At 67.9% G+C, this 12,344-nt stretch carries 13 protein-coding genes; 6 read left to right on the top strand and 7 right to left on the bottom strand.

The window, feature by feature from the left end; genetic code table 11:
• Positions 1–11: 11 nt before the first annotated feature.
• The 4 genes from QRN25_RS00640 to rplU form a co-directional block, all read right to left on the bottom strand.
• Positions 12–575, bottom strand: coding sequence for a GNAT family N-acetyltransferase (locus tag QRN25_RS00640; RefSeq protein ID WP_008830645.1), 564 nt, complete (start codon positions 573–575; stop codon positions 12–14).
• A gap of 188 nt (positions 576–763) precedes the next feature.
• A complete protein-coding gene (locus QRN25_RS00645) occupies positions 764–1,324 on the bottom strand; it encodes a GNAT family N-acetyltransferase (protein WP_036529438.1) in 561 nt (186 codons plus the stop codon).
• A 282-nt stretch (positions 1,325–1,606) separates the two neighbouring features.
• Positions 1,607–1,876 carry a 50S ribosomal protein L27 gene (gene rpmA / locus QRN25_RS00650; RefSeq protein ID WP_008828936.1) on the bottom strand — a complete coding sequence of 90 codons (270 nt, stop codon included), beginning with the start codon at positions 1,874–1,876 and terminating at the stop codon, positions 1,607–1,609.
• A 24-nt stretch (positions 1,877–1,900) separates the two neighbouring features.
• The gene (rplU, locus tag QRN25_RS00655; RefSeq protein WP_008828935.1) at positions 1,901–2,197 is read right to left on the bottom strand and encodes a 50S ribosomal protein L21; all 297 of its coding nucleotides are present in this window, start codon (positions 2,195–2,197) and stop codon (positions 1,901–1,903) included.
• A 250-nt stretch (positions 2,198–2,447) separates the two neighbouring features.
• Here rplU and QRN25_RS00660 point away from each other — a divergent pair, with 250 nt between their 5' ends.
• Together QRN25_RS00660 and QRN25_RS00665 are read left to right on the top strand one after the other, a co-directional pair.
• On the top strand, positions 2,448–2,990 hold the full coding sequence (locus tag QRN25_RS00660) for a hypothetical protein (RefSeq protein ID WP_285016794.1): 543 nt from the start codon (positions 2,448–2,450) through the stop codon (positions 2,988–2,990).
• A 91-nt stretch (positions 2,991–3,081) separates the two neighbouring features.
• A complete protein-coding gene (locus tag QRN25_RS00665; RefSeq protein ID WP_285016797.1) occupies positions 3,082–4,407 on the top strand; it encodes a dihydroorotase in 1,326 nt (441 codons plus the stop codon).
• 24 nt (positions 4,408–4,431) lie between these two features.
• Here QRN25_RS00665 and rarD read toward each other — a convergent pair whose 3' ends face one another.
• Entirely contained in the window at positions 4,432–5,319 is an 888-nt protein-coding gene (gene rarD / locus QRN25_RS00670; protein ID WP_285016799.1) for an EamA family transporter RarD, read from the bottom strand.
• 254 nt (positions 5,320–5,573) lie between these two features.
• On the opposite strand from rarD, the gene QRN25_RS00675 reads away from it, so the two are divergent.
• A complete protein-coding gene (locus tag QRN25_RS00675) occupies positions 5,574–6,014 on the top strand; it encodes a glycine zipper 2TM domain-containing protein (protein WP_008828931.1) in 441 nt (146 codons plus the stop codon).
• Positions 6,015–6,380: 366 nt separating this feature from the next.
• Positions 6,381–7,094 (top strand): hypothetical protein, encoded by a 714-nt coding sequence (locus QRN25_RS00680; RefSeq protein ID WP_285016801.1) that lies wholly within the window; start codon positions 6,381–6,383, stop codon positions 7,092–7,094.
• Positions 7,095–7,217: 123 nt separating this feature from the next.
• On the opposite strand, the gene QRN25_RS00685 is transcribed toward QRN25_RS00680, so the two are convergent.
• Together QRN25_RS00685 and QRN25_RS00690 are read right to left on the bottom strand one after the other, a co-directional pair.
• Positions 7,218–8,663: a succinylglutamate-semialdehyde dehydrogenase gene (locus tag QRN25_RS00685; RefSeq protein ID WP_285016803.1), complete on the bottom strand. Its 1,446-nt coding sequence runs from the start codon at positions 8,661–8,663 to the stop codon at positions 7,218–7,220.
• Between the two features lie 113 nt (positions 8,664–8,776).
• Positions 8,777–10,174 carry a protein adenylyltransferase SelO family protein gene (locus QRN25_RS00690; protein WP_285016805.1) on the bottom strand — a complete coding sequence of 466 codons (1,398 nt, stop codon included), beginning with the start codon at positions 10,172–10,174 and terminating at the stop codon, positions 8,777–8,779.
• Between the two features lie 76 nt (positions 10,175–10,250).
• On the opposite strand from QRN25_RS00690, the gene QRN25_RS00695 reads away from it, so the two are divergent.
• Both QRN25_RS00695 and QRN25_RS00700 read left to right on the top strand, forming a co-directional pair.
• A complete protein-coding gene (locus QRN25_RS00695; protein ID WP_285016806.1) occupies positions 10,251–11,129 on the top strand; it encodes an alpha/beta fold hydrolase in 879 nt (292 codons plus the stop codon).
• 14 nt (positions 11,130–11,143) lie between these two features.
• A complete protein-coding gene (locus QRN25_RS00700) occupies positions 11,144–12,271 on the top strand; it encodes a glycosyltransferase (protein WP_285016807.1) in 1,128 nt (375 codons plus the stop codon).
• Positions 12,272–12,344 lie beyond the last annotated feature (73 nt).

Here is a 12,344-nt window from a genome sequence, read left to right on the forward strand (position 1 = left end):
GGAGCGCCCGTTCAGGCGGCTCCGGCCATTTCCATGCGCGGGCTCAGGCGCCGGTCGAGATCCGCGACGTAGATGCGCGCCGGGTGCTCCATTGCCCGCGAGGCGCTGTAGCGCGACCGTACCTGCCCGGTATCGTGGAAGCCGGCGCTTTCCAGCACCTGCTGCGTGCCCCGGCTGTCGGCGAAGTGGCTGGCGATGACCCGCAGATGGCCGAGCGAGCGCGCCTGGTTCACCACCGCGCGCAAGGCCTCTCCGGCATAGCCGCGACCCCGATATCTCGGGACGATCCAGTAGCCGACCTCGATCTCCTTGGCGCCGAGCGCGCTGTCGCTCCGACCCAACCCTATACTTCCGACCAGTTGCGGCCCGCCGGGCGCGCGCAGATACATGAAGAAATGGGGAAGGCGCGGATCTCGCGGCCGGTCCAGATAGATGCGCAGTTCCTCCGCCGAACGGGGCAAAGGAGCCACGCCGACAGTGCGCTGAACGTCATCGTCCGAAAGAGCCTCGACAAGATCGTCGAAGTCCTCCGGCCATGCCGGTCTCAAAAACAACCTCTCCGTGCGGACGAACATTCCACGGTTCTCCGTCGTGCTAGTGCCCTGCGACTCGGATCATGCACGCAAGTCAGCGCAGATGCACGCAGTTTGGTGCGAATCCTTCGCGATCAGCGATGAAATCGTCGCAGGCGCCGGTTAACCGGATATGAGAACGGCGCCAGAGGATTACCCCTAGCGTCGTTTTCAGTGGTTAATTGGAGGGATCAGGCGGCGCGTCGGCGGTTCATCGAATCGCCGCCGCCGCAATCGGCCGGGCTCTCGAACACGATCTCGTGCTCGCGCGAGGGGCTGGCATAGCCCCGTGCCCGGCTGAAGCGCTCGGCAACACGACCTGTGCGGCTGAAACCGACCTTCTCGAGCACCCGGCCCGATGCGGCATTGTCCACGAAGTGGTGCGCCACGACGCGGTCGTGGCCGAGCGCTCGGGTCAGCGACAGCAGGGTGCGGGCGGCCTCGGTCGCATAGCCGCGCCCCTGTTCGTCAGGCGTGATCCAGTAGCCGAGGTTGACCTCGCCATCGAGCATCGACAGGCCGCAGCCGCCGACGATACGGGCACCTTCGGCACCGGGCGCGGTGACGAGGAAGCTGGGAAGGCGGTGATCCTGCGGCTTTTCGACGAAGGCGCGGGCGTCCTCGGCCGTATAGGGCCAGGGCACGCGGGCGAGGTTGCTCACGACGGCTTCATGGCCGATCCGGGCCATCAGCTCGTCGCGATCCTCCGGCCAGGCAGGGCGCAGGAACAGCCTTTCGCTGCGAATGAACATCTTCGTTACTCCAACCCCCGGCGCGCGCTTAGCGGGCCGGCGTGACACTGCAATTACGCCTGTGGTTACAAGGCGGTAATCGCAACAGATCCGAGGGGACGCGCGCCATCGCCGCCGCACCGTGCGCGGTGCAACCCGAAGTCGCCGTGTCGGTTCCCGGACACGCTGGAGGGAGATACGAAAAGAGGGAGACGGGCGGGGCCCTCTCCCTCATTCTGCTGATTCCCTTAAGAGAATCAGCGGGGCCATCCCGTCAGGATGGCCCTTACAGAGACCATCCGATTACTCGGCGGCTTCCGCCATGACGTCTACCGAGACGTACTTGCGGCCCTGCTTGCCGTCGTGGAAGCGCACGCGGCCTTCCGCGAGAGCGAACAGGGTGTGGTCCTTGCCAAGACCGACGTTTACGCCCGGGTACACGCGGGTGCCGCGCTGACGGACGATGATGTTGCCGCCGATCACTTCCTGACCGCCGAACTTCTTGACGCCGAGACGGCGTCCCGCGGAGTCGCGACCGTTACGCGACGAACCGCCTGCTTTCTTATGTGCCATTGCTGGTTACTCCGAATTCTGGGGTCAGCCGACGGACACGATGCGCAGCAGGGTCATCTGCTGGCGGTGGCCTGCCTTGCGACGATAGTTGTGGCGGCGGCGCTTCTTGAACACCACGACCTTCTCGCTCTTCGCCTGGGCGATGATCTCGGCGGCGACGGTCACGTTCGCGATGTCCGCGACTTCGCCGTCCTTGCCTGCGAGCAGGATGTCACCCAGGGTGATCTTGTCACCGGCTTCACCAGCCAGCTTCTCGACCGCGATCTTGTCTCCGGCGGCAACCCGGTATTGCTTGCCGCCCGTGCGCACAACTGCGAACATGGTGCCCTTACCTAATCTCAAAAATGCCCGAAACGAGCCGAAACAAACCTGCCCCGGCCGCTCAGGTCCCGAAGGACCATGGAACTTTTCGGGCGACGTGCCGACCGCCCCGCGTGATGCGAGGTGCCGGAAAGATGGGTGCCGTTAGGGGATGGGCCGATTCGTGTCAACCAAGGACTTGGCAAGGACTTGGCCGTTTCGGCGGTCCAAAGCCTCTCCCGCTTCGCGTCGGCCGTGCTATGGCAGCCTCATGATCCGCGCGAAAGTCCGTTTGACCGCCCCCGCCATCCTGTGCGGCGTTCTTTCCCTTGCCATGACGGCCTGCTCGTCTTCCGGTGGCTATCCCTCGCTGGCGCAGCGCGACGTCGAGCGCGTCAGCGGCACCGCCAGCGCCGCGCCCGGAGATTCGGGGCAGGCTGCTCCGGCGCTGCCCCCTGCGAGCGCCGATCTCGTCACGCGCCTCGCGGGCCTCGTGAAAATCGCGGAGCAGGCGGATCGTCAGTTCCAGTCCAATCGCCCCGCCGCCGAGCGGGCGAGTGCCGCGGCAGGTTCCACAGGCAGCGATTCGTGGAGCGCTGCCAGCGTCGCCCTCGCGAAGCTCGAATCGAGCCGCTCCTCGGGCATGACCGCGCTCGCCGAACTCGACGTTCTCTATGCCGACGCGCGCGACAAGGCGCCGGTCGAGGAATCGCCCGAGGTCAAGGCCATCGCCGACGCCCGCGCGCAAGTCGCCGCGCTGCTCGATGCGCAGGACAAGGTGCTGGCGGGGCTGGCGGGCCGCCTCAGGACCTGACCGGCCGCCTCGACGGGATTGCCTTGAAAGCGGCGGGAGAGGGGCCTAGGTCGGCCTTCTTCGTGAAATTGCCGCAGAAAGGCCGTCCCAGATGACTGCAACCGCACCCGAACTCGTCCTTTCCGGCGGCACCGTCCATACGCCGAGCGGCCCGGTGGTCGCCGATGTCGCGGTGCGTGACGGCAAGATCCTCGGCGTCGGCTCCTACCCCGATGCGGCGAAGCGGATCGACTGCACCGGGCTCGACGTGCTGCCCGGCGTCATCGACAGCCAGGTCCACTTCCGCGAGCCGGGGCTGGAACACAAGGAAGACCTCGAGACCGGCAGCCGCGCGGCGGTGATGGGCGGCATCACGGCGGTGTTCGAGATGCCCAACACCAATCCCAATACCGATACCGAGGAGCGCGTTCTCGACAAGCTGAAGCGCGCGCATCACCGGATGTACTGCGATCACGCGTTCTACGTAGGCGCCACGGCCGACAATGCGGTCGCGCTGGCGGACCTCGAGCGCATTCCCGGTACGGCGGGCGTCAAGATCTTCATGGGCGCCTCGACCGGCAGCCTGCTGGTGGCCGAGGACGAGCAGCTCGCCCGCGTGCTGGCCCACGGCCGTCGCCGCGTCGCCATCCATGCCGAGGACGAGGCGCGCATGAACGCACGCAAGGACCTGCGGGTCGAGGGCGACCCCTCCAGCCACCCGGTATGGCGCGACGACGAAAGCGCGATGCTGGCGACCAGGCGCATCCTGCGCCTTGCCCGCGAGGCGCGCCGCCCGATCCACATCCTGCACATCACCACCCCGGCCGAGCTGGAGCTGATCGCCCAGCACCGCGATGTCGCGACCTGCGAGGTGACCCCCCAACACCTGACGCTGGCGGCCGAGGAAGCCTATCCCAGGATCGGCACGTTCGCGCAGATGAACCCGCCGATCCGCTCGGCCGCGCACCGCGACGGGTTGTGGCACTGGCTGCGCGCGGGCGTGCCCGACGTGATCGGCTCCGACCACGCGCCGCACACGCGCGAGGAAAAGGCCAAGACCTATCCGAACAGCCCCTCGGGCATGCCGGGGGTGCAGACCTTGCTGCCGCTGATGCTCGACCATGTCGCCAAGGGGCGCATGACCCTAGAGCGGCTGATCGACATGACCTCTTCGGGCGTGCAGCGGGTGTTCGGTCTCGTCGGCAAGGGCCGCATTGCGGTGGGCTATGACGCGGACTTCACCGTGGTCGACCGCAAGGGCACTTTCACCGTGACCGAGGAATGGGGCGAGAGCCGCTGCGGCTGGACGCCGTTCGCAGGGATGGAACTGGAAGGCCGCGTCGTCGGTACGATCGTGCGCGGGCACTCGGCGATGTGGGAAGGCCAGCTCGCCAACGAGGCACAGGGCGAGGCGCTGCGATTCGCCGGGGCGCTCTGACCCCGGCGCCATCGCGCCGGAGGGTTACCCTCCCGTCCGGCGTGAAAGGATGTCCCAGCAGAATACGCCGACGGCCGCCCAGATGAAGGCGAAGCAGACCAGCTGGATCGGCCTCAGCGGCTCGTGGAAGATGAACACGCTCATCAGGAACAACCCGGTCGGCGTCACGAACTGGATAAAGCCCAGCACCGAGAAGGGCAGGGCGCGCGCGGCGGTGGCGAAGAGCATCAGCGGGATCGCGGTCAGCGGCCCGGCGCAGAGCAGCAGCAGGCTGATCCGCGTCGAGGAGCCCATCGCCAGCCCGCCCGGCGCCTGCATCTGCCACCACATCAGGGCGAGCGCGGGCACGAAGAGCACCAGCGTCTCGACCGTCAGGCCCGGCAGCGCGGCCACCGGCGCGAGCTTGCGGGCCAGGCCGTAGCACGCGAAGCTCAGCGCCAGCATCAGGCTGATCCACAAGGTATCGAGCGCGCCTTTCGCCAGCAGCGCCACGCCGACCGTCGCGAGGGCCACGGCGATCCACTGTCGCCGCGTCAGCTTCTCCTTGAGGAAGACCGTTGCCGCAAGGATGTTCATCAGCGGATTGATGTAATAGCCCAGGCTGGCCGCGAGCACGTGGCCCTCCATGATCGCGACGACATAGATGAGCCAGTTCGCGCCGATCAGGAACCCGCTCAGCGCCAGCGTGGCGAGGGTGCGCGGGTTGGTCAGCGCCGCCCGCAGTGCCGCGCCTTGCCGCAACACGGCGACGGCGACGAGGCAGAACGGCAGCGTGCACATCAGGCGCCAGACGACCACCTCGAACGGCGCGACGTCCTTCAACATCGCGAAGTAGAGCGGGAACAGGCACCAGATGCCGTAGGCGCCGAATGCCGGAAGCAGGCCGGAAACGGAAGGCGAGTGCCGGGTCATTTGGCGGGGCATTGTCTCGGGCATCGGCTGCATATCTCTCCCGGCGGTCGGGGGTATCCGCCGTGCATGCCCCTTAGAAGGGCACCGGAACGGGGGCAACCACTCGCTCCATCGCCCCTGCGCCAACGGCTCGTCGCAAAATCGAATCCTGACAGGCGCGTTGCGGTTCGTTCAGGATCTAAGGCTTAAAGATGAATGCGTAAGGCGGATCGACTCGGATGGCCGGTTCGCTTCCTTAGAAGAGGAGAGTTGAGATGAACGCATTCTTCAAGGCCTCGGCCATCGCCGCAGCCGCTGCCAGCCTGACCGTTGCACTGCCTGCTTCGGCCGCCATCGCCCCTTACGGCAACGGTTTCACCGCGCCGGGCGAGCAGACCTACGAGCATGGCCGCGACCGCTATCGTTACTCGCGCGAGGATTATCGCCGCGGCTACGGCAATCGTGACAGCTATCGCTATCGTGACGACCGTTATCGCGATGACTATCGCCGTAGCTCGTGGCGCGGCAACGACGGCCGTTACTACTGCCGTCGGGGCAACGGCACCACCGGCCTGCTGATCGGCGGTGCGGGCGGCGCGCTGCTGGGCCGCGAGATCGACGGCGGCCGCGACCGGACCGTCGGCACCGTGCTCGGTGCGGCCGCCGGTGCCCTGCTCGGCCGCGAGGTCGATCGCGGCGGATCGCGCTGCCGCTAAGGCATTCGACAGAACAGCTTTCCCCGCACGTACGGCGACTTGCGGGGGAACCGTCCGGGCCTGAACGGCTCGGGCGGGAGGGCGTCCGCATTCGTGCGGGCGCCCTCGTCGTTCGTTTGGAAAATGCCCAGCAGGGCATTTTCGAGCGGCACCGGCCCGCGCCCCTACCCGACCTCCCATCTGGGGTACACTTGTGGGAGGTCGGGTGGGGGCGCGGGCCGGTGCCGCGTTTGTAATGCAAGGCGCACCGACCATCCCGAAATGGGACGAGAGGATTCCATCGCTGGCACCTTTGCGACTTTTCGCGTTTTCCTAAGCTATTGCGCGTAGCAGGACCTTGCTGCCGCACCCGAAGGAACCGCGACGATGAAGACTCTGGCCCGAATGACCGTTCTGAGCCTGATGGGCACGCTGATGCTTGCAGGCTGCGGCTCGGGCGACAAGCAGCCGGACCCGGCCGATACCGATCCGGCGCTCAATGGCGCGCTCGGCGACCAGATCATGGTCGATCCCGAGATGGCGGGGGATCAGGGCGCGGCTGTCTCCGCCGAGGGGCGTCGGATCACCGTCCCCGCGCAGGACCGCACGCCCGAGGCCATCGCCGCCGCCAAGAAGCAGGCGGCGCAGCTTGCCGGCGGCGCGCTCAAGCCCGCGCCCAGTCCCGCGCAGGGCGGGGGCGCGGCGCTCGCCGCCGGGGCTGCCACTGCCGCGCAAGTCGCTGCGGAGGCGAAGGTCGCCAAGGCGGACTGCTCGGCCAAGGTGCAGTATTCCAACACCTGGGCGGCCAAGCTGCCCGCCGAACTGCCGGTCTATCCGCGCGCCGCGGTGCAGGAAGCGGCCGGGATCGACGGTCAGGGCTGCGCGCTGCGCGTGGTCAACTTCGCGACGCCGGTGAGCGTCAGCGACGTGGTGAGCTTCTATTATACGAAGGCGCTGGGGGCGGGGTACGGCGCGGAGTACAAGATCGACGGTGGAGACAGCGTGCTGGGCGGGAGCAAGGGCGGCAAGGCTTACGTCGTCTACGCGCGCAAGCTGGACAGCGGGCTGACCGAAGTTGACCTCGTTGCCAGCGGGAAGTGAGAGGCACGCACCCAGTCCGTACCTCCCCGGTTCGTCATTGCGAGCGAAGCGAAGCAATCCAGGGCTGTTAAGCTCCGCCCTGGATTGCTTCGCTTCGCTCGCAATGACGAGTGATGGGCGCTTCTACCGCAACCCCACACCGATCACCGCGCGCGGTTGCTCCATCTCGCCCGAAGCGACCGGATAGGCGCAGTAATCCGCTGCGTAGAACCCGGTCGGCCGGTGATTGCCCGAAAGCCCTACCCCGCCCATCGGCGCGGCATGGCTGGGGCCGATCGTAGGCCGGTTCCAGTTGACGATTCCGGCGCGCACGTTGGCCCAGAAGCGGTTGTACTCCTGCGGCGTGCCCCCCACCAGCGATGCGGCGAGGCCATAGCGCGAGGCATTGGCCTGCGCGATCGCCTGATCGAAGTCCGACACCCGGACCACCTGCAGGATCGGCCCGAACAGTTCGACATCGGGGCGCTCCGTCATCGCGGTCACGTCGATGATCGCGGGGCTGAGGAAGGGCGCGGTCTCGTGCGTGCGGACGAGGTGCTTGATCGCGCGGCCGCCGTGGCTGAGCAGGTAGAGGAAGCTCTCGGTCAACCCGTCGGCGGCGGCATTGTCGATCACCGGTCCCATGAAGGGCGCGGGCTCGTCGAAGGGCGCGCCGACGATCAGGCGGTCGGCGAGCGCCTTCACCTCGGCCATCAGCGCGTCGTACATCGTGTCCTTCACGATCAGGCGGCGCGCGGCGGTGCAGCGCTGGCCGCTGGTGGCGAAGGCGGACTGGACGACGATCGCGGCGGCGTCGGTCAGCTTGGGCGTGTCCCACACGACCATCGCGTTGTTGCCGCCCATCTCCAGCGCGACCATGCGGTCCGGCCGGGCCGCCAGCCTGCGGTTGATGGCGATCCCGTTGGCGGCAGATCCGGTGAACAGGACGCCGTCGATCCCCTCGTGCGCCACGTAAGCCGCGCCTTCGGCCGGGCCGCCGGGGGCGAACTGGACGGCGGCGGCCGGAACGCCCGCGCGGTGGAAGCAGCGGGTCAGCATCTCGCCGGTGGCGGGTGCGCGTTCGCTCGGCTTGAAGATCACTGCGTTGCCCGCGATCAGGGCGGGGACGATGTGCGCGTTGGCGAGGTGCGCGGGGTAGTTGAAGGGGCTGAGCACCACCAGCACGCCATGCGGCTTGTGGCGCACCGCCATCGCCCCCTGCAGCGCCGAATCGAGGCGGCGCTGGGCCGTCCGCTCGGCGTAGGAGCGGATCGAGACTTCAACCTTGGCGATCACCGAATCGACCTCGGCGCGGGCTTCCCACAAGGGCTTGCCGACTTCGCGGGCGATGCAGGTGGCGAGCGCTTCGGCATCCTTGCGCACTTCGTTGGCGAATCGCCGCAGCAGTTCCATGCGGGTGGAGAGCGGCTGGGCCGCCCACGAGGGCCACGCGCGCCGCGCACGCGCGACCGTCTCGTCCACGTCGGCCACCGGGCCGCGCCAGACTTCCGCCCCGGTGGCAGGTTCGTGGGAGACGATCTCCGCCCTGGTATCGGGCCGGCTATCGGCCCTCTGGAGTTGTGCGGTCACGAAATCATCTGGTCCCAACGCGGTGCGGCTGCAGAAATACGGCTAATGACCCGTTAGCTTATAGGGTTCGACATTTCATCCCAATCGCACAGGTATTCCTACCGTGGCGTAAATCATTGGGGTGTAAACGGTGCCTTTCCAAGTTGTTCGCCCAGCCTGCGGATCTGCGCGACTTTGGCGTCCAGTTCGCTCCAGTCGTCATGCGTGTCGATCGCGGCCCAGATGCGTTCGACCTCGTCGATGAGCACGCCCGGAGGGGCGCTTTCCTGCCAGAACGGATCTTCCGTCGCGGCGGCGGGGGCATAGCCGGACAGCAGCGCGCCGAAGTCGTCGACACCGGCATTGCGGCCACCGCGATGGAGGAAGAAGAACTGCTCGGGCGCCAGGCCGCTCTCGACCATGCTGCGCTCGGCGGCCTGAACCAGCGCCGTGTCGGCCTCCACCCCCCGCGATTTGATGCCGAGGCGCCAGGTGAAGCGGCGGCACAGCGCCTGCTGGTAGAGCGGCCCGAACCGCTCGAGCGCGGCGACCAGCGGCGCGGTCTCGGTCAGCGGGCGCAGGGCGATGGCGAGTTGCTGGCAGTTCCAGAGCAGCGCCTCGGGCTGGCGGCCGAAGGCGTAGAGGCCGGTGCGGTCGAAGTAGGCGGCCGTGAAACGCGGGTCCCAGCGCGGCGTCCAGCGCCACGGGCCATAGTCGAAGCTCTCGCCCGAGATGTTCATGTTGTCGGTGTTGAGCACGCCGTGGACGAAGCCCGCCACCATCCACGCGGCGGCAAGGTCGGCAAGCCGCTCGACGACCTGGTGAAGCAGGATTACCGCCGGTTCGTCGCGTCCCGGAGCGTCCTCGGGTGGCAGGCTGTCGGGGTAGGTTTCGAGGCTGTAGTCGACCAGTGCGGCCAGATGCGCGGTCTCCTCCAGCACGTAAAGGCGCTGGAAGCTGCCGATGCGGATGTGTCCGTGCGACAGGCGCACCAGCACGGCTGAGCGGGTGGGGGAGGGCTCGTCGCCGCGCCACAGTTCCTCGCCGGTCTCGACGACGGAAAAGGTCTTGCTGGTGTTCACGCCCAGCGCTTCCAGCATCTCGGTGGCAAGGATCTCGCGCATCGCGCCCTTCAGGGTCAGCCGCCCGTCTCCGTCGCGGCTCCATGGCGTCTGGCCCGAACCCTTGGTGCCGAGGTCGAGCAAGCGGCCCGCTCCATCGCGCATCTGCGCGAAGAGGAAGCCGCGCCCGTCGCCGAGGTCGGGGTTGTAGTTGCGGAACTGGTGGCCGTGATAGCGCAGCGCCAGCGGCTGCGGCAGATTGCCGGGAAGCGGCTGGAAGTGCCCGAAATGCGCCGTCCAGCGCGCCTCGTCGAAACCGTCGAGGCCCACCGCGGCCGCCCAGCGGTCATTGCGCCAGCGCAATTGATGGCGGGGGAACGCGGCGGCATGGACCGGGTCGCCGATCCATTGGGCGATCGTTTCGATTCGCGGATCGGGAAGATAGGGCGCGGGTTGCGGATCGCTTGGCATCGGGCGATAGTGGGGACCGCCCGGCCCGCTAGCAAGCCGGGTATTTTGTTGAATCTGATGAGGTCGCCGCCCGCGCATGAAGGTTTTCGAAGATCGCTTCTGGTCGAGCCGCGACGGTCTCAAGCTCCATTTCCGCGATTATCCCGGTCCCGCAGAGGGTGAAACCGGCTTGCCGGTGCTGTGCCTCCACGGCCTGACCCGCAACGCGCGCGACTTCGACGTGCTGGCCCCGCGCCTCGCTGCCAATCCCAGTAGGGGACGGCGCGTGATCTGCCCTGACCTGCGCGGCCGGGGCGACAGCGAATATGCGAAGGATTCGGCTACCTACACGCCGGTCCAGTACGGCGAGGACGTCCTCGCCCTGATCGACCAGGAGGGGCTTGAGCGCTTCGTGGTCATCGGCACCTCGCTGGGCGGACTGATGGCGATGGGGCTGGCGAGCATCATCCCCGACCGGATCGCCGCTGCCGTGGTCAACGACGTCGGCCCGTGGCTGAAACCGGCGGGCCTTGCGCGGATCAAGGACTACGTCGGGCAGGGACGCACCTGGCCCACCTGGGTCCACGCCGCGCGCGGGCTGGAGGAAGTGCAGGGCGCCGCGCACCCCGGACAGCCGCTGGATTTCTGGATTGGCATGGCCAAGCGGCTGATGACGGTCGGCGGCAATGGGCGCATCGTCTTCGACTACGACATGAAGATCGCCGAGCCCTTCCTCGCGCTCGACGTCAATGCCCAGCCGGACTTGTGGGCGGTGTGGGACGCGCTGGCGCAAGTGCCGGTGCTGGTGGTGCGCGGCGGACTGTCCGACCTGCTTTCTGCCCAGACGCTGGACGACATGCTGCGCCGCTCGCCGAATGCCGAGGGGCTGACCTTGCCCCACGTCGGCCACGCCCCGACGCTCGACGAGCCCGAATCGGTTGCCGCGATCGAGCGGCTGCTGGCCAGAGCGGCCTGAGCCAGAGACCGGCCTTGCGCCTTCTCCACCTCCATTCGAGCTTCGCGGCAGGCGGCAAGGAACTGCGCGCGGCAAGGCTGATGAACGTCTTCGGCCCCGGCGTCGCGCATACCGTCGTCTCCGCGCAGCCGGGCGCATATGGGGCGAAAGTCGCGCTCGACCCGGCGCTCACGGTCGATTTTCCGGGTGATTTTCCTAGCCTGCAGGGCCGCCCGACACCGCTTCGCCTGCTGCGCATCGCCCGCGCCATGAAGCTTTTCGACCTCGTCCTTACGTACAACTGGGGGGCGATGGACGCGGTGCTGGCGCACCGGGTCTGGGGCGGCGTGCTGGGCCTGCCGCCGCTGGTCCATCACGAGGACGGCTTCAACGAGGACGAAGCTGGCGGCCTCAAGCCCTCGCGCAACTGGTTTCGCCGCGTGGCGCTGGCGCGGGCTTCGGCGCTGGTGGTGCCTTCGCAGCGGTTGGAGGGAATTGCGCTCGGCGACTGGGCGCAGCCGCGCTCGCGCGTGAAGCTGATCATCAACGGCATCCGCACCGCCGCCTATCTCGCGCCGCCCCCGCCCGATGCGATTCCGGGGCTGCCCAAGCCTGTTGGCGCGAAGTGGGTCGGCACTCTGGCGGGCCTGCGCGCGGTCAAGAACCTGCCCCGGCTGGTCCGTGCTTTCGCCACGCTGCCGCCCGAATGGCAGCTGGTGATCCTCGGTGAAGGGCCGGACCGAGAAAGAATCGCGCAGCAGGCACGGGAATCCGGCGTGGCCGACAGGGTCCATCTGCCGGGCTTCGTCCCCGATCCCTCGCGCGCGGTGGGGCTGTTCGATCTCTTCGCGCTGTCTTCCGACAGCGAGCAGTTTCCCATCTCCATGCTGGAGGCGATGGCGGCCGGGCTCGCGGTCGCCTCGCCCGCCGTGGGGGACGTGGCGGCGATGGTGCCGGCGGAAAACCGCAGCTTCATCACCCCGCCCGGAGACGACGCCGCGCTCGGCGGGGCTTTGGCGGAACTCGCGGCGGATGACGGGCTGCGCGCCCGCATCGGCGCGACCAACCGCGCGCTTGCTCAGGCCCAATACGATGAAAACACGATGATTCGCAGTTATGCCTCGACCTATGGCGCGGCGATGGGCAAAAGCGACTTTCCGTGACGCCGCGCTCATTCAGCGGCGCTTCACCGCGGGACGGGCACCGACATCCCCGTTGAAAAGCCCCACCCATCCG

This window comes from Novosphingobium sp. fls2-241-R2A-195, assembly GCF_030209485.1.
Classification (GTDB): Bacteria; Pseudomonadota; Alphaproteobacteria; order Sphingomonadales; family Sphingomonadaceae; genus Novosphingobium; species Novosphingobium resinovorum.